At 65.2% G+C, this 16,025-nt stretch carries 14 protein-coding genes; all 14 read right to left on the reverse strand.

Features of this window, described 5'->3' with window-relative positions; genetic code table 11:
- Positions 1 to 119: 119 nt before the first annotated feature.
- The 14 genes from GDJ97_RS08985 to GDJ97_RS09050 all read right to left on the reverse strand — a co-directional run bounded on the left by GDJ97_RS08985 (position 120) and on the right by GDJ97_RS09050 (position 15,970).
- Positions 120 to 743 carry a DUF47 domain-containing protein gene (locus GDJ97_RS08985; RefSeq protein ID WP_152070952.1) on the reverse strand — a complete coding sequence of 208 codons (624 nt, stop codon included), beginning with the start codon at positions 741 to 743 and terminating at the stop codon, positions 120 to 122.
- A 41-nt stretch (positions 744 to 784) separates the two neighbouring features.
- Positions 785 to 1,834: an inorganic phosphate transporter gene (locus GDJ97_RS08990; RefSeq protein ID WP_152070953.1), complete on the reverse strand. Its 1,050-nt coding sequence runs from the start codon at positions 1,832 to 1,834 to the stop codon at positions 785 to 787.
- Between the two features lie 188 nt (positions 1,835 to 2,022).
- A complete protein-coding gene (locus GDJ97_RS08995; RefSeq protein WP_152070954.1) occupies positions 2,023 to 2,709 on the reverse strand; it encodes a DivIVA domain-containing protein in 687 nt (228 codons plus the stop codon).
- A gap of 51 nt (positions 2,710 to 2,760) precedes the next feature.
- Complete coding sequence (locus GDJ97_RS09000) at positions 2,761 to 3,024, reverse strand: YggT family protein (protein WP_152070955.1); 264 nt, start codon at positions 3,022 to 3,024, stop codon at positions 2,761 to 2,763.
- Between the two features lie 15 nt (positions 3,025 to 3,039).
- Positions 3,040 to 3,774, reverse strand: a complete 735-nt coding sequence (locus GDJ97_RS09005; protein ID WP_152070956.1) for a cell division protein SepF — start codon at positions 3,772 to 3,774, stop codon at positions 3,040 to 3,042.
- 69 nt (positions 3,775 to 3,843) lie between these two features.
- Entirely contained in the window at positions 3,844 to 4,602 is a 759-nt protein-coding gene (locus GDJ97_RS09010; RefSeq protein ID WP_152070957.1) for a YggS family pyridoxal phosphate-dependent enzyme, read from the reverse strand.
- A 109-nt stretch (positions 4,603 to 4,711) separates the two neighbouring features.
- Positions 4,712 to 5,509: a polyphenol oxidase family protein gene (locus tag GDJ97_RS09015; RefSeq protein WP_152070958.1), complete on the reverse strand. Its 798-nt coding sequence runs from the start codon at positions 5,507 to 5,509 to the stop codon at positions 4,712 to 4,714.
- 143 nt (positions 5,510 to 5,652) lie between these two features.
- Positions 5,653 to 6,810, reverse strand: a complete 1,158-nt coding sequence (gene ftsZ, locus GDJ97_RS09020; RefSeq protein ID WP_152070959.1) for a cell division protein FtsZ — start codon at positions 6,808 to 6,810, stop codon at positions 5,653 to 5,655.
- 256 nt (positions 6,811 to 7,066) lie between these two features.
- Positions 7,067 to 8,368: a cell division protein FtsQ/DivIB gene (locus GDJ97_RS09025; RefSeq protein WP_152070960.1), complete on the reverse strand. Its 1,302-nt coding sequence runs from the start codon at positions 8,366 to 8,368 to the stop codon at positions 7,067 to 7,069.
- A complete protein-coding gene (gene murB, locus GDJ97_RS09030; RefSeq protein WP_152070961.1) occupies positions 8,325 to 9,236 on the reverse strand; it encodes a UDP-N-acetylmuramate dehydrogenase in 912 nt (303 codons plus the stop codon). The genes GDJ97_RS09025 and murB overlap by 44 nt, the downstream gene beginning before the upstream one ends.
- Positions 9,237 to 9,242: 6 nt before the next feature.
- Positions 9,243 to 10,664, reverse strand: coding sequence for a UDP-N-acetylmuramate--L-alanine ligase (gene murC, locus GDJ97_RS09035; RefSeq protein WP_152070962.1), 1,422 nt, complete (start codon positions 10,662 to 10,664; stop codon positions 9,243 to 9,245).
- 596 nt (positions 10,665 to 11,260) lie between these two features.
- Positions 11,261 to 13,117, reverse strand: a complete 1,857-nt coding sequence (locus tag GDJ97_RS09040) for an ABC transporter ATP-binding protein (protein ID WP_152070963.1) — start codon at positions 13,115 to 13,117, stop codon at positions 11,261 to 11,263.
- A gap of 1 nt (position 13,118) precedes the next feature.
- Positions 13,119 to 15,458 carry an ABC transporter ATP-binding protein gene (locus tag GDJ97_RS09045; protein WP_152070964.1) on the reverse strand — a complete coding sequence of 780 codons (2,340 nt, stop codon included), beginning with the start codon at positions 15,456 to 15,458 and terminating at the stop codon, positions 13,119 to 13,121.
- On the reverse strand, positions 15,455 to 15,970 hold the full coding sequence (locus GDJ97_RS09050) for a MarR family winged helix-turn-helix transcriptional regulator (RefSeq protein ID WP_152070965.1): 516 nt from the start codon (positions 15,968 to 15,970) through the stop codon (positions 15,455 to 15,457). The genes GDJ97_RS09045 and GDJ97_RS09050 overlap by 4 nt, the downstream gene beginning before the upstream one ends.
- Positions 15,971 to 16,025: the final 55 nt, after the last annotated feature.

A 16,025-nucleotide genomic window follows, 5' to 3' on the forward strand; every position in this document is an offset into this window, starting at 1 on the left:
TATTCTCCATGAGGGACAGTTCAATCTCAAGTTTTTGCAAACTGCGTTGCGGAGCACGATGCGAGGATGCGTCGGGCGATTCCGTCCCGTCGGGACCCGTCCCGGTCAACTGCCGGCACCTAGCTGTTCTTCATCACCACGTTCTCGATGGTCTCGGCAACGACCTCGACGGAGTCGGCGCAGACCTCGAGGAAGGTGTAGACGTCGCGCCAAGCGATCACCTGCATGACATCAGGCTCCTTGGTGTGCAGCTCGCGCATGCTCTCGATGTAGAGCTCGTCGCACTCGCTCTCGATGGTGTTGATGGTGATGACCTGATCGCGCAGCGTCTTGGAACGCTTGAAGCGCGGCAGCTCGCGCACCAGACCCGCCAGCTGCTCGGTGGCATCCACCAGCTTCTGCGACATCTTGAGCGCGGAGGGGCGCATCTCCTGGATATTGGTGAAGTACACGCGGTGCAGCACGCCCTCAAGATGGTCCGTCACGGAGTCTAGGCGCTCAGAGAGCAGCGCGATGTCCTCGCGCTCGATCGGGGTGATGAACGCGGTCACGAGCGCGTCGGCGATCTCGTGGTTCTTGTCGTCGCCCTCGTTCTCGATGGCATGCATCTTGTCGAGTGCCACGTCGATCTGCTCGGGATGGAAGTCCGCGAGCTCGGCATGCAGCAACTCGGCGGCGCGATGGGCGATGTCCGCACACGCGATGAAGTTGTCGAAGTAGAACTCGTCCTTTTTCTTAGCCATGGAATCTCCCTTTATCGTTGGGCGCGCACGCGCTCAGGAAACTAGATGAGCAGCACGAAGAGCTTTGCCATGAGGAAGCTGATCAGGCCGCAGCCGGGGAAGGTGAACACCCAGGTGAGCATCATGTCCTTCACCACGGAGAAGTTGATGGCAGAAACGCGCTTGACGGCGCCCACGCCCATGATGGCGGAGGTCTTGACATGCGTGGTGGAAACCGGAATTCCGGTGACGGTCACGATGAACAGGGAGAGCGAGCTCGCGAGGTCGGCGGAGAAGCCCTGGTACTTCTCGAGCTTCACCATGTCCATACCCACGGACTTGATGATGCTCTCGCCGCCCACGGAGGTGCCGACGCCCATCATGGTGGAGCAGAGCATCATGAGCCAGATGGGGATGACGACGCCCTCGACGCTGGGCTGGCCGTTGCAGAACGCCATGCCCAGGAAGAGCACGCCGATGAACTTCTGACCATCCTGTGCGCCGTGCATGAAGCTCGTGGCCGCGGCGCCGAAGATCTGCGCATACCGGAAGAACGTGTTCGCGGGACGCCGGTCCAAGCCCGAGCAGAGCAGGGTCACAAGCTTGCAGCAGCCCCAACCGAGCGCGAAGCCGCCCACGAGCGAGAGCACGAGACCATAGAGAACCTTCACCCACTCGTTCATGTTGATGCCGGACGCGCCGCCGAGCGCGATAGCCGCACCGGAGAGGCCGGCGATCAGGCTATGGCTTTCAGAGGTCGGGATGCCGAACTTCGCGGCGGTCACGCTGTAGACCACGATGGAGAAGAGCGCGGCGCAGAGCGCGACCAGCGCGGTTGAGGTGTCGGAGCCGAAATCCACCATGTTGGAGATGGTGGAGGCAACGCTGGCGTTCAGATGCGTCATGATGAGCACGCCGAGGAAGTTGAAGATGGCGCTCATGATGATGGCAGGCCGCACGCGCATGCACCGCGTGGTGACGCAGGTGGCGATGGCATTGGGGGCATCGGTCCAACCGTTGACGAAGATAACGCCGAGCGTCAGGGCAACGGTCATGGCAAGCACGGGCGAAGAGAACACTTGCTGCACGAAATAGCCGAACGAAACGTCCAAGATAATTCGCTTTCTCGTCGGTTCAGCGGACAGGCTACAGGATATCATTTCGTTTGTATTACAAAACCAATACCTGCAGCTTTTCGTGTAAGCGTTCCGTAAAGAGCCCGATAACAATCGGCATGGTGCAGCGATAAGAAAAGGGCCCTGCATGCACAGGGCCCTCGACCTCATATGCGGGTGAAGAACTAATCCAGATCGTCCACGGCAAAGTTGACCTGCGGCGCGAAGGGATCGACAGCGGGCTGCGACGCGGGTACGGGCTGGGCCGCCGGCTCGGGCGCGGGCGCGGGGGCCGCCGGGGCAACCTCGGCGGCAGCGGAGCCGTTGGGCAGAGAGGCCATCAGCGAGGGCGGGAAGGAGTTCTGAGCCTCGTCCATGAAGTGCTGGATGAGCTTCAGGTACTCGTTCTTGAAGTCCTCGCGGGAGGCCTTCAGGCGGTCGATCTCCTCGATCTCGGTCTGCTTCTCGGCGAGCGCCTGGCGAATGACCTCGCGCGCCTTGGCGTCGGCCTCGTTCTTGATGCGCTCGGCGTTCTCGGTAGCGTCGGCCACGATGGCGTCGGCGGTCTGCTGGGCGGCGATGAGCGCTGCGGAGATCTGGCGCTCGGTGGCACCGTGGTTCTCAACGGGAGCGGGCGCGGGCGCAGGAGCGGGAACGAGCGCGGCCTGCGTCTGGGAGTTGAGCTGGTTCTGAGCGTCGGCGAGTTTCTGCTCGGACGCATCCAGGCGCTTCTTCAGGTCCACGATCTTGTTGAGCATCGCATCGACCTCGACGGAAACGCGCTCGAGGAACTCGTCGACCTCGGCGGGATCGTAGCCGCGCTTGGCCTCGGAAAAACGCTGGGCCTGGATGTCTGCAGGGGTGATAGCCATCTTGGTAGTCCTTTCATCGTGCGCGTGCTGAAAAGGGACGCGCTCGCAAACCTACAAAAGTATATTCAACAGCAGCCGCTCAACGAAACTTAACGCGAGAATCGCAATGATGGGCGAAAAGTCCATGCCGGCGATGGGCGGAATGAAGCCTCGAAAGACGCTCAGGAACCGGCCGACCAACACGTCCAGCGCATAGCGCAGATCATTCACGATCATGTTCCCGCTCCGCGGAAACCACGAGAGGATACAGTACACGAGGATGAGCCCGTTGTAGAAGTTGAAGGCGAGCTGAACGATCCGTGCGATCGAATACATGAAACCGAAACTCCCCTACTTCTTGAGGTAGCCGTCCTGGCGCAGCTTCGCCAGATCGGACTCGCGTACCTCGCAGCCGGCGGGAAGCACCATGAAGATGCGGTCGCCCACCTCGCGCACCGTGGCGCCGAGACCGCAGGCAAAGCCGTAGCTGAAGTCGAGCACGCGCTTGGCGATCTCGGTGCGCACGCCCACGAAGACGAGGGCGACAGGCTGCTTGGTGCGCACGCGGCGGACGACGGTCTCCACGTCGTCGTAGCTCTCGGGGCGCAGCACGTAGGCCGGCAGCTGCGCGGTGCTGTTGACGAGCGCGCTCATGTGGGCTGTCACCTGGTCCTGCTGGGGCGCCGTCGGCATCTGCGGCACCGAGCGGAGCGACTCGGCATAGCTCGAGGGCGTGTCGTAGGCACCGGGCCGATGCACGGCGGCATCGGTGCTGCGAGCGGGAGGGTTGTACGTGGTGGCATGGCGATCGGCATCCCCCACCAGCTCGCCGGAACGGGTATACACGGCTACGCTCTCGGCCTCGCCGCGACGCGTCTGGCCGAGTACGCCATTGCCGTCCTCGGGCTGGTAGGACTGCTGATATGCCGGGGTGCTGTAGCCATCCTGGTAGGTATCGCCGTACCCGCCCTGGGCGGAGCCATCATCGTAGTAATCGTCGTAGCCATCGCCCTGGTCGGCGTAATCGTCGTACCCCTGGTTCTGGCCGAACGAGAGCTTGCTCTTGATATCGTCTAGGAAGCCCATTGCTCCACCTCTCTGCACGGTGTGCGTTTCTGGTTCGTGAGTGCAGGACGGACGCGCAGTCCGACCCATCTATTCTAGCTCAAAGGCGGGATCGAAGACCACCCTTCCCAAACGGACCACGGTCGATCCCTCCTCGACCGCGATGGGAAAGTCCTCGCTCATGCCGCAGGAGAGCTCGCCCAGGTCCTGTGCGGGGTACGCGGCGGCAAGCTCGTCGCGGAGCTCACGCAGCTCGGAGAAAGTACGGCGAGCCGCCTCGGCGTCCCCGCGCGGTGCCATCGTCATGAGGCCGCGGATGCGGATGCCCGAGAGCTCCACTAGATCGGGCATGGCGCGCCGCAGCTCATCCGGCGAGAAACCCGACTTGCTCTCCTCGCCCGAGACGTTCACCTCGAGCAGCACGTCTTGGACGAAGGGGGCCTTCATCGCGGTGTCGGCCTTCTCCTCGCCCGCATGCTTGAGGACGCGCGAGCTCACGGCCTCGGCGAGATGGGCCGAGCTGATGGAGTGGATGAGCCCCACCCTTCCGAGCACGGCGTTGATCTTGTTTTTCTGCAGGTTGCCGATCATGTCAAAGCGCACGGTCGGCAGGTCGTCATGCTCGGCAAGACCCGCGAGCTTGCGACCGAGCTCCTGAGGGCGGTTCTCCCCAAAGCAGCGATACCCCGCATGGATGGCGGCGATGACCTCGTCGACGCCCACGGTCTTGGAAACGGCGACCAGGCGGACGTCTGCCGGGTCGCGCCCGGCACGCTCCGCAGCTTGCTCGATGCGCTCCAGAATAGCCTGTCGGCGACGCGCTACCTCATCCGCATATGACTTGTCCATACGGCTCACCAGTCTCATACATCCATCAAAAACCGGGACCATCCTACCCCACGATCATCGAACGATACCTCTCACCAGCGGTATCCACACGAGCTTCTCCCCTTGAGCCTCAGGCAAGGATGGCGAGGGCGCCGTGGCGGCCGCATGTTCCCGCCTCGCGCCGGTAGGAGTAGAAGCGATCGGCAAGCTTCATCGTGGAAAGCAGAGGGTCCTCCACATGCTCGGAAGGAACGCCGGCCTCGCCCATGGCCTCCCGGATGCAGGCGCCCAGGTCGAGCAGGCGGCTCCCCGCACCAGCGGCTTCGCGCATGCAGGTGAACTCGCCCGCAAACCGCTCCATGAGCTCAGGCGAGACCTCGTACTCGTCACCCAGGATATGCGGCCCCACGAAGGCGCGGATCTCCGAGGATTCGCAGCCGGATTCCTCCGCAAGGGCGCGGACGGCACTTGCCACGATGCGGGCGATCGTTCCCTTCCAACCCGAGTGGACGACGGCGAAGCCCGTCTCGCACGTCAGGATCACGGGCACGCAGTCGGCAAAGCAAAGCAGCACCGGCACGCCGGGGGCGGTGCACACGATGGCATCGGCTCCACGGGCGATCTCGTCGCGCACGCAGGCAAGCTCGTCCGGGGAACTCGTGCGCGCGCGAGCGATATGGACACCGTGCACCTGGTTGGGGACGAGTAGGCGGTCGAAGGCATCCGCGCAGTCCAAGGTCGCGAGCGCACGGCGGCGGTTCTCGGCAACCGCATCGGGATCGTCCCCCACATGCGAACCTAGGTTCAGGCTCGCATACGGCGGTAGCGAGATCCCGCCGGTACGCTCCGTGAAGCCGAAACGCACGCGCCCAGCGCGATTCCCCACCAGGGTCACGCCATCCTTCGAAAAGCGCTCGAGCATATCCATCGCGCACCCTCCATTCACGATTCAGAGACGAGTGGGCTGAAAGCTGCAAACGTCCGCCGAAATCAGGACCCGCACAAGAGGGCACCGGATGTCAGGCGGACGCAGGAAAGAAAAAGGGGCGCTCGCGGCGCCCCTCATGACTGCTAGAAGTTGCCGCGCTTGAGGAAGTCGGGCAGCTCGAACTGATCGTTCCCGAAGTTGGGCAGCTCGGTGCCGCCGATGTTGCGCGTGGCGGGAGCCGAACCGGCTGCCGGGGCGGCCGTAGAGGCAGCGGACGCGGCCGGAGTCGCAGCCGGCTTGCCGGAGGCGCGACCAGCGCTGAAGAGCTCGTCCTGCTTGTTGACGTTGGCGTCGGTGAAGCCGGTGGCGATGACGGTGATGCGCACCTGGTCGCCGAGCGACTCGTCCACGACGGTACCGAAGATGATGTTCGCCTCGGGGTCGACCGCGTTGGCGACGAGGTCGGCGGCGTCGTTGATCTCCTGGATGCCGAGGTCCTTGGAACCGGCGATGGAGAGCAGCACACGAGTGGCGCCGTCGATGGAGCTCTCGAGCAGGCGGCTCGAGATGGCCTGCTGGGCGGCATCCACAGCGCGGGTGTCGCCGGAGGCCACGCCGATGCCCATCATGGCGGTGCCGGCCTGGCGCATGATGGTTTTGACGTCGGCGAAGTCCAGGTTGATGACGCCCGGGACGGTGATGAGGTCGGTGATGCCCTGGGTGCCCTGGGAGAGCACGCCGTCCGCCATGGCGAAGGCCTCGAGCATGGAGGTCTTCTTCTCGGCGATGTCGAGCAGCTTGTCGTTGGGGATGACGATGAGGGTGTCCACGCAATCGGAGAGCGTCTTGATGCCCTCCATGGCGGCGCCGCGGCGCTTGCGGCCCTCGAAGGTGAACGGCTTGGTGACGACGGCGACGGTCAGCGCGCCCACCTCGTTCATGGCGATGTCGGCCACGATGGGAGCGGCGCCCGTGCCGGTACCGCCGCCCTCGCCCGCGGTGATGAAGACCATGTCGGCACCCGCGAGCGCCTCGGCGATGTCGTCGCGGCTCTCGTCGGCCGCCTTGCGGCCCACCTCGGGGTTGGCACCGGCGCCCAGGCCGCGGGTCAGGTCGGTACCGATATGCACCTTGATATCGGCATCGGAGATGGCAAGCGCCTGCGCATCGGTGTTGATGGCAACGAACTCGACACCGCGGATGCCCTCCTCGATCATACGGTTGACGGCGTTGGTGCCGCCACCGCCCACGCCCACCACCTTGATGACTGCCAGGTAGTTGTTGATCTCGTTCTCGTGCATGTGTCGGTCCTCCGAACGTCGGGGTTTCGCATGTGCGTGCGCGCGATCCACGCCGACGTTAACCTTCAAGTAGAGATTAAACATCGAGGTAAATCATGGTATGTTTGCACAAAATCGCAAACCAAGTCAAATAAAAACCACTACAAATGTGGAGGGAGCGGCAATCGCGCAGGTACGGCGCGCAGCCGTTCGCGGAACCGCAGGTCCCGAATGGTCGCGCGCACCGGAAGTGACGCAGCCCGCGCGACCGCAGATGCTAGTTGCTCGTGTCGGCGCTCCGGAATGTGTAGGAATCGGGCGTACGGACGTTGATATAGGTGACGCCCTGCTCCTGCTCGAGCAACTTGGTGACGACCTGTTCCTTGGTCTTGATGTTGTCGGGCGAGCCCAGCAGCACCTCCACACCGGAGTCCAGGTTGGCGGCGATGGCCTCAACGGACGGCACGGACAGGTCCTTCACCTGCGAGATGAAGGACTCCGAAAACCCGTTGGCATACGCCAGGCCGGCGAGCACGATCTTCGACTCCACCTTGGCGCCGCTCGAGGGAGAGACGTCGGCCGAGACATCGGTCAAGAGCACCGCCCCCACCTGCTTGGCGAGCACGAGCGCAGCGTCCAAACCGGAGAGCTGGGTTACCTGGGCCCCCGTGGCGAGCTTGGTGGTATCGGAGATGGGCTTACCGTCCGAGCCGAGCGTGACGTCCAGCGAGAGCGGGGCGATCCACGTTTCATCCGAGCCGATGGCCCAGGCGACGTCGTCGGCCGCGATGTATGCGATGGCGGCCACCTTGCGCTCCACCGGCGTGATCACGAGCGTGTGCGGGAACGTGCGCTCGATGCTCACCCCGGACACCCAGGGACTTCTCTCAAGGCCCTGAGCGATCGCAGCCTCGTTGACGTTCAGGAGCGTGGTGCCCTCCGGCACCTGGAGCAGCGCCTGCGCCTCTTGCTGGGAAACGTGCTCGCTCCCCTGCACCTGGATATCGGTGGCGGAGAACACGGGGGAGAACGCCAGCACCGCAAAGGAGACGCCGAGCACGGCCAGCGCGGCGAGGGCGATGAGCGCGTAGCGCCGTACCGTCGCGGGAAGCTTCGGATGCGGAATCAAGCGCAAGAACCCGGCAAGGAACCCGAACACGAGCGCGAACGCGCCGCCGATCGCCCCAAGAGCGCCTAACCGCCGCTTCTTGGGCTTCGGTGCCGCCGGACGCGCGGGCGCAGCGACGCTCGTGAAGGTGCGACGCGAGGGCGCCTTGGGCGCGGAGGTGGACCGGGTGGGGGTCGCGACCCTGCCGGCACCGGCTTTCCGTGTCGTGGGCTTCGCGAGCGAGCGCGGTTTCTTGTGCGGAGAGGGCACGGCATAGTAGCCGGCGGGCGGCTTGTAACCGGGGGCGGCGGGAGCGGGCCCCGACCCAAAGGCGCCAGAGGCAACGGAGCGCCGCGCCCTGGGCGCAGACGAGCTCACGCGTGGCGTGCCCTTGCCGGACGCCCGACGAAACGTCGGCCGCGGCGAGCTAGAAGCCGAGGAACTTGACTTCTGGTTGAAGCTCGATGCCATACGTTTCCTTCACTGTCCGGTGCACGTGCTGGATGACGGACGCCACGTCCGCAGCACTCGCGGTGCCGTTGTTCACGATAAAGTTGGCGTGCACGGGGGACACCTCTACCCCGCCCACGCGGTAGCCCTTGAGGCCGCATTCCTCGATCATCGCGCCGACGCTGCGATCGGGCGGGTTCCTGAACACGGAACCGCAGCTTGCCTTGCCGATAGGCTGGGTACGGCGCCTACGTGCGAGAGAGCGCTCCATACGCTCGCGGATGTCCTGCTTGAGAGCGGGCTCGAGCTCGAACGTCGCCTCGAGAACGATCTCGTCGCGCGGAAGCGTGGAGGTGCGGTACCCCCAGGTGACCTCACCCCGCCCATAGTGGCGAATCCCCGCACCCGGACGGTACGTCACCACGTCGCGCACCACGGAACCGATCCACTCCTTGCGCGACCCCGCGTTCATGGAGACGGCGCCGCCCACGGTGCCGGGAATGCCCACGGCGAACTCCAGACCGGAGAGGCCGCGCGTGAGCGCCTCGTTCACCAACCGGGCGAGCAGCGCCCCCGCACCGGCCGTGAGCACGCGCCCCTCCTCATCAAGCGAGAAGTGAGAGAACTCGCGGCCGAGCGTCACCACGGCGCCCCGGTAGCCGGTATCGGCCACCAACAGGTTCGATCCCTTGCCGATGACCACCCACGGCACCTGCTCGCGCGCGAGCACCTCAATGGTGCGCCGGAGCGCGTGGTAGCTGTGGCAGGTGATGAAGAGATCCGCCTTGCCGCCGATGCGGTAACTGGTGTGGCGGGCAAGACGTTCGCCCTCCACGACCTCGGTATCGATCTGCCCCGAAAGGGCGTATGTCGCGTTGAAGAGCCCCATGGGTTTCTAGCGGGACTCAGAGCTGTACTTCAGGTACTCGGGCCCCACGTTGGTGACGTCGCCCGCACCCATGGTGATGAGCAGGTCTCCCTCCCCTGCCATCTCGTCGATGGCGCGCATGAGGGCGGGGCGATCCGCCACGTAGCGGACATCCTTGCCGGGATGGCGCTCGGCCACGGCGTCGGCAAGCGCCTTGGAGGTCACGCCGGGGATGGGCATCTCGCCCGCCGGGAAGACGTCGATGAGGATCAGCTTGTCGGCATCGGCGAACGCGTCGGCGAAGTCGTCGAGCAGCGCCTGCAGACGCGAGTAACGATGCGGCTGGAATACCACGCACACATGGCTAAAGTCCAGGCCCTTCGCAGCGGCAAGGGTCGCGCGAATCTCGGTGGGATGGTGGCCGTAATCGTCCACGATGGTCACGCCGCGCACGTCGCCCACGTGCGTGAAGCGCCGGCGCACGCCCTCGAAGCTCGAGAGGGCCTTCGCCGCGTCGTCGGTGGAAAGCCCCAGTACGTAGGACACTGTCAGGGCGGCGGAGGCGTTCAACATGTTATGGCGGCCGGGATTGCTCTTGATGGAGACGTGGTGCTTCGTGCCGTCGGGTAGGAAGACCTCGAAGGCGGAACCCAGGGTGTGGCCGCCGGCAACCTCCGTGATGCGCGCGTCGCAGGAGGGGTCGAAGCCGTAGGTGAGCACGCGGCGCCCGGTGGAACGAGCGAGCTCCACCAGATGGGGATGGTCACCGCACACCACGACGGTGCCGGCATCGCCCACGAGCTTCATGAAGGCGCAGAACGTGTCCTCGATCTCCTGGATACCGGAGTAGTGGTCCAGGTGGTCGGCCTCGATATTGGTGACCACCACCACGTCCGGATCGAGGTAGAGGAACGAGCTGTCCGACTCGTCAGCCTCGCACACGAAGTACTGGGAGGAGCCGTTGCGACCGTTGGTGTCGAAGCCCTCCACGATACCGCCGATGAGGAAGCTCGGATCGAGGCCCATGCGGTCGAGCATGGTGGCGCACATGGACGAGGTGGTCGTCTTGCCGTGCGTGCCGGCAACCGCGACGGTCACGTGACCGGCACCGAGCGCGGAGAGCATCTTGGCGCGCGGCCAGACGGGAATGCCCAGCTCGCGAGCACGCACGAGCTCGGGATTAGTCTCAGGGATGGCGGTGGAGACGACCACGACGTCGGGCTTCACCGCGTCGATGGTGGCGGCCTCGTGGCCGATGTGGATGTCGATGCCGGCTCGCGTGAGCTGGCGGATGTAGCGCGAGGTCTTAAGATCGGAACCCGTGACCGCAAAGCCGCGCTCGTGGAGCACGAGCGCGATACCGCTCATGCCGGCGCCGCCGATGCCGATGAAGTGCGCGCTCTTGAACGTGGGCGCATCGGTATGGTCTGGTACGGTGATGGTGGACATGAATCCTCCCAAATATGCAGGGTCAATCCGAGTCATTGTAGCGCGGAGACGTCCGACGATGGCAGACCCGACAAAAGGGACAGAGGGCACGGCAACGGAGGCGGTGCGCGGGCGCTTGGCCCCGCAGGTTTGCGGATAGCCCCTCCAAGTGGCGCGCTTCCGTAGTTGCTGGGGAGACAAACGCTAAAGTGTAGAGTTTCAACGCACCGGAGGGCGAACAGCGGGAAGAGCCGCCAGCCCGTTGGACGGTGACCTGCGGTTTTGTCGCGGGCATAAGTGGGTGTACCGGCAAGGGTCACCGGAAAGTCTACATTTTAGCGTTTATCTTCGGCCGGGGAGGAGGAATCCCCCGGGACAGCCCTGCGGCCCGATCGGGCAACCCGGCTATAGCGGTCGTCCCCACTTTTCCCGCGTCATGAGCACCAGGCTCCGGGGCAGCGGGCAGATCCACACGAAACCCGGGTCGGAGCACCGGCGCCGCAGGCATCACCCGCCCCGATCGCACGCCTCCCCACACGAAAAGGGGCCGCGACCCGAAGGCCACGGCCCCAACCCCATACAAACAATTCACTTTAACATGCCCGCTGCCAGCAGAATCAGTCGCAATCCTCAAACTGGCTGTTGTACAGTTCCGCGTAGAACCCGCCCGCGGCGAGCAGCTCCTCATGGGTGCCGCTTTCCACCACGTCGCCGTCACGCAGCACCAGGATGCGGTCGGCGTTGCGGATGGTGCTCAGCCGGTGCGCGATCACAAAGCTCGTCCGCCCCTGCATGAGCGCGTCCATGGCCCGCTGCACGACCCCCTCGGTACGCGTGTCCACGTTCGAGGTCGCCTCGTCAAGGATGAGGATCGGGCGGTCCGCCAGAATCGCGCGGGCGATGGTGATCAGCTGCCGCTGGCCCTGGGAGACGTTCGTCCCCTCCTCGTTGATCACGAAGTCGTAGCCGCCCGCGAGCGTGCGGATGAAGTGGTCGCACTGCGCCGCGCGCGCCGCCGCCTCCACCTCGGCGTCCGACGCATCGGCGCGGCCATAGCGAATGTTCTCGCGGATGGTCCCGTGGAAGAGCCACGTGTCCTGCAGCACCGTTGCAAAGTCGGTGCGCAGCTCGTTGCGCTGCCAGTCGCGCACATCGATGCCCTCCACGCGCACCGCACCGCCGTCCACGTCGTAGAAGCGCTGCAGCAGCTTCATGAGCGTCGTCTTGCCGGCGCCCGTGGGACCGACGATGGCCACGGTCTCACCCGGCTCGACCGTGCACGAAAAATCGTGGATGATGGTCTTGCCCGACACGTACCCAAAACGCACGTGGTCGAAGGAGACGCGCCCCGCGCGACGCTCCGGCAGCTTCGCCGCGCCTTCCGCGGGTTCCTCCTCTTCCGGTGCCCCCAGGAACTCGAACACGCGCTCCGCTGCGGCCGTCATGCTCTGCAACATGTTCGACACATTCGAGAGCTGCTGGATGGGCTGGGTGAAGTTGCGCACGTACTGGATGAAACTCTGGATGTCGCCCGGTGTGGCCTGCCCGTTCACCGCGAGCGCTGCGCCCACGGCGACCACGCCCACGTAGCCCATGTTCCCCACGAAGGTCATGAACGGCATCATGAGTCCCGAGAGGAACTGGCTCAGCCACGCGCTCTTGAACAGGCGGTCGTTGCCCTCATCGAACTCGGCGATGCTCGCCTCGCCGCGGTCGAAGACCTGAATGACCTCCTGGCCGGCAAAGTTCTCCTCCACCATGCCGTTCACCGCGCCGAGCTCCACCTGCTGCGCGCGGAACCACTTCTGCGAAAAGTGCACCACGCACATCACGATGGCCACGGACACGGGCAGCGTGAGCAGCGTCACGCCGGTCAGCGGCAACGAGATCGAGAGCATCATCGCCAGCACGCCGATGACCTGCGTTATGCTCGTCACCAGCTGCGAGATGGACTGGTTAAGCGAGGTGCCGAGCGTGTCGACGTCGTTCGTGATGCGGCTGAGCACGTCGCCCTTGGAGTGCTCGCCGAAATACGACAGCGGCACCACCGAGATCTTGCGGGCGATCTCTCCGCGCAGGCGGTAGACCACCTTCTGCGAGACGCTCGACATGAGCCAGCCCTGGATGAAGCTCGCCCCCGAGCTCGCCAGGTAGAGGCCTACGAGCAGCATAAGCGTCCGTCCGATCCAGCCAAAGTCTATGTCGCCCGTGCCCTGGACCTTCGCCACGAGTCCCTCGTAGAGCTTCGTGGTGACCTGGCCTAAGATCTTGGGCCCCACGATATTGAACACCACCGAGACGATGGCGAACGCAAGGCCGATGACGAGCGCCACCCGATGCTCGCCCAGATAGCCGAATAGCCGGAGAACCGTCCCCTTGAAGTCCTTGGCGTGCTCCACGGGCCGACCGCCGCCGAAGCGACCGCCCGCGGGCACCTTGCGCTTGGGCGTCTCGACCGTCTTTGCCTCAGCCATGCTACTCGCCTCCCTTCACCGTCAAATCACCCAAGGCGGCAGCCTCCGCGGAGGAACCCGCAGCTGCCTCGTCACCGCAGCCATCAAGCCCCAGCTCAGCCGCCGAGAGCTGGCTCTCGGCGATCTCCAGGTACGTGGGACAGGAGCGCAGCAGCTCCTCGTGCGTGCCGCGGCCCACGACCTTCCCCTCGTTCAGCACGAGGATCTCGTCGGCGTGCATGATGCTCGCGATGCGCTGGGCCACGACCACGAGCGCCGTGCCCCCTGCCGAGCGCGCCAGCTCCTCGCGGAGCGCCGCGTCGGTCTTGTAGTCGAGCGCCGAGAAGGAGTCGTCGAGCACGAGCACCTCGGGCTTCTTGGCGAGCGCGCGGGCGATCGCCAGGCGCTGGCGCTGGCCGCCGGAGACGCTCGTGCCGCCCTGCGAGACCGCGGTTTCGTACCCGTCCGCGGATTCCTCGATGAAGCCCTCGGCCTGGGCGATGCGCGCCGCTTCGCGAACGTCCCCGTCGCTCACGCCGTCGCCGGCGAACTTCAGGTTGCTCTCGATGGTGCCCGAGAAGAGCCTGCCCTGCTGCGGCACGTACCCGATGCGTCCGCGCAGATCGGAGAGCGCAAGATCGCGCACGTCCACGCCGTCGAGCATCACGCGGCCACCGGTCACGTCGTACAGCCGCGGAATGAGCTGCACGAGCGTGGACTTGCCCGAGCCCGTGGAGCCAATGAGCGCTGTCATCCTGCCGGCGCGCGTGGTGAACGACACGTGCGACACCACGTCCTCCTCGGCATCCGGGTAGCGGAAGGACACATCCTCAAACGCCATCTCACCGTGCGGCGCGCCAGCCGCGATAGCCTTCGGCTGCGCGGGGTCCACGATGGCGAGCGGGCAGTCGATGACCTCCTGCACGCGGCCCGCGGCCACGCTCGCACGCGGCAGGATGATGGACACCATGGAGAGGATCATGAAGCTCATCACGATCTGCATCGTGTAGGAGATGAACGCCATCATGTCGCCCACCTGCAGGTTTCCCTCTCCCACGCCGTGCGCGCCGAACCACACGATGAGCACGGTGACGAGGTTCATCACGAGCATCATGAGCGGCATCATGAAGGCCATGGAGCGGTTGGTGAACAGCTGCGTTCCCATGAGCTCGCGGCTGGCGTCGTCGAACTTCTGAAGCTCGTGCTCCTGCCGGCCGAAGGTGCGGATGGGCATGATGCCGTCGAGCATCTCGCGGGCGGCGAGGTTCACGCGGTCCACCAGCTGCTGCATGCGGCGGAACTTGGGCATGGTAAGGCCCATGAGCAGGCCGACCACGGCGCACACGGCGATGAGCGCCACGCCGATGGTCCACTCGAGGCCGGTGGAGGTGGCCACCACGCGCATCACGGCCACCACGCCCATGATGGGCGCGAGCATCACGAGGCGCAGCAGCATGACGACGGCCATCTGGATCTGCTGGATGTCGTTGGTGCAGCGGGTGATGAGCGAGGCCTGCGAGAACCGGTTGACCTCGGCCGGCGAGAAGCGCATGACCTGGGCATACGTATCGTGGCGCAGGTCGCGGGCGATGCTCGCGGCGGTGCGCGAGGCGATGGCGCCCACGGCCACGCTCATGAGAAGGCCCACCAGGCAGAGTCCGAACATGAGGGCAGCGGTGCTTGCCAGGTAGTCGCTCTGCACCTGGTCCAGATTACGCCCCTGAGCCTGATACTCAGCCTTCACGTACTGCACGGCGCGCTGCGAGACGATCGAGCCGCCCATGGCACCCATGGCATCGGCCATCTGCTCACCGGACTGGACGAGCTCCTCGCGGGTGATGGCTCCCGCCTGGTAGGCTAAGCGAATGAAGTCGAGGTCGATCTTTCCACCGCTCTTCGCGAGCTGGGCCTGCAGGGCGGCCGCGGTAGCGGGGTCCTGCTGGGCGGAAGCGCCGGAACCGGCACCGAGCGCACCCTCGGAGAGCGTGGAGGCGTCCACGCCCTTCTCGAGCGAGAGCACGATGGTCTCGGGCGTCGCCATGATGGCAGCGAGTTCGGAATCGTCGGCCATGTCATCGACGGAACCCGTGAACGCCCGGATACCGTCCGCATCCGCCTCGCCGTAGACCGCCTCGACCTTCTTCGCATCGGATGCGGTCGTGAACATCTCGAGGTCGGAAAGCGCGTCGGCGCGAATCCTATCCGGCACCGCCGAGCGGATGCCACCCTGCTGGATACCCACGTCCACGATCTCGCTCATGTAGCTCGGCAGCGCAAGCTCCACGTTCGCCTGCACCACGAGCAGGGCGAAGATGGCGATCACCGCGAGCACGTGACCGCGAAGCAGCTTGAACACCTTCATGCGCACGCGCCCCCATCGCAACCGTCCGGACTCGGCGGGACCTCGCGCCCCTCGACGCGGCGGCGCTCCATGACATCGTTGATGCGCCTGAAGATGCGGACGAACTCACGCGAGTCCTCAACGCCCAGCTCGGAGAAGAAGTCGACCATGAAGCGCTCGCCTTCTTGGAAGCGCCGGCGCTCCTCCTCGCGACCCTTCTCGGTCACCACGACCTCCACGCGACGGCGATCCGCCTTCGCGGTCCGCCGCTCTATCACGCCGCGCTCTTCGAGCACCTTGAGGATGTTCGCGATGCGCGCGTCGGACACATGCGCCACGCGCGCGAGCTCGCCGGGAGAAAGCGGGCGGGCGCTCAGGCACAGCTCGCGCGTAACGGCACCGAGGCCGCGAACGGAATCCTGCATGGCGGGCATGGGCTTCAACCGCATCATGCGCTGGCCCTCTTCGAAGAGCCCGTGCACGATATCGCGTAGCTCCTCCTCGCGGGCGTCGCCCTTGGATGGTCCTTCCATCTCGATCACTCCTAACACCAGAAATAGTTTCTACTATTAGCTTCTAGCGTTAGGT

Origin of the sequence: Collinsella sp. AK_207A (genome assembly GCF_902501965.1) — a bacterium.
GTDB lineage: Bacteria > Actinomycetota > Coriobacteriia > Coriobacteriales > Coriobacteriaceae > Collinsella.

Bases quoted from the DNA above. Each gene is read 5' to 3' on its own strand.
- GDJ97_RS08985 (WP_152070952.1), bottom strand. From the start codon at position 743: ATGGCTAAGAAAAAGGACGAGTTCTACTTCGACAACTTCATCGCGTGT.
- GDJ97_RS08995 (WP_152070954.1), bottom strand. From the start codon at position 2,709: ATGGCTATCACCCCTGCAGACATCCAGGCCCAGCGTTTTTCCGAGGCC.
- GDJ97_RS09000 (WP_152070955.1), bottom strand. From the start codon at position 3,024: ATGTATTCGATCGCACGGATCGTTCAGCTCGCCTTCAACTTCTACAAC.
- GDJ97_RS09005 (WP_152070956.1), bottom strand. From the start codon at position 3,774: ATGGGCTTCCTAGACGATATCAAGAGCAAGCTCTCGTTCGGCCAGAAC.
- GDJ97_RS09010 (WP_152070957.1), bottom strand. From the start codon at position 4,602: ATGGACAAGTCATATGCGGATGAGGTAGCGCGTCGCCGACAGGCTATT.
- GDJ97_RS09015 (WP_152070958.1), bottom strand. From the start codon at position 5,509: ATGGATATGCTCGAGCGCTTTTCGAAGGATGGCGTGACCCTGGTGGGG.
- ftsZ (WP_152070959.1), bottom strand. From the start codon at position 6,810: ATGCACGAGAACGAGATCAACAACTACCTGGCAGTCATCAAGGTGGTG.
- GDJ97_RS09025 (WP_152070960.1), bottom strand. From the start codon at position 8,368: ATGGCATCGAGCTTCAACCAGAAGTCAAGTTCCTCGGCTTCTAGCTCG.
- murB (WP_152070961.1), bottom strand. From the start codon at position 9,236: ATGGGGCTCTTCAACGCGACATACGCCCTTTCGGGGCAGATCGATACC.
- murC (WP_152070962.1), bottom strand. From the start codon at position 10,664: ATGTCCACCATCACCGTACCAGACCATACCGATGCGCCCACGTTCAAG.
- GDJ97_RS09040 (WP_152070963.1), bottom strand. From the start codon at position 13,117: ATGGCTGAGGCAAAGACGGTCGAGACGCCCAAGCGCAAGGTGCCCGCG.
- GDJ97_RS09045 (WP_152070964.1), bottom strand. From the start codon at position 15,458: ATGAAGGTGTTCAAGCTGCTTCGCGGTCACGTGCTCGCGGTGATCGCC.
- GDJ97_RS09050 (WP_152070965.1), bottom strand. From the start codon at position 15,970: ATGGAAGGACCATCCAAGGGCGACGCCCGCGAGGAGGAGCTACGCGAT.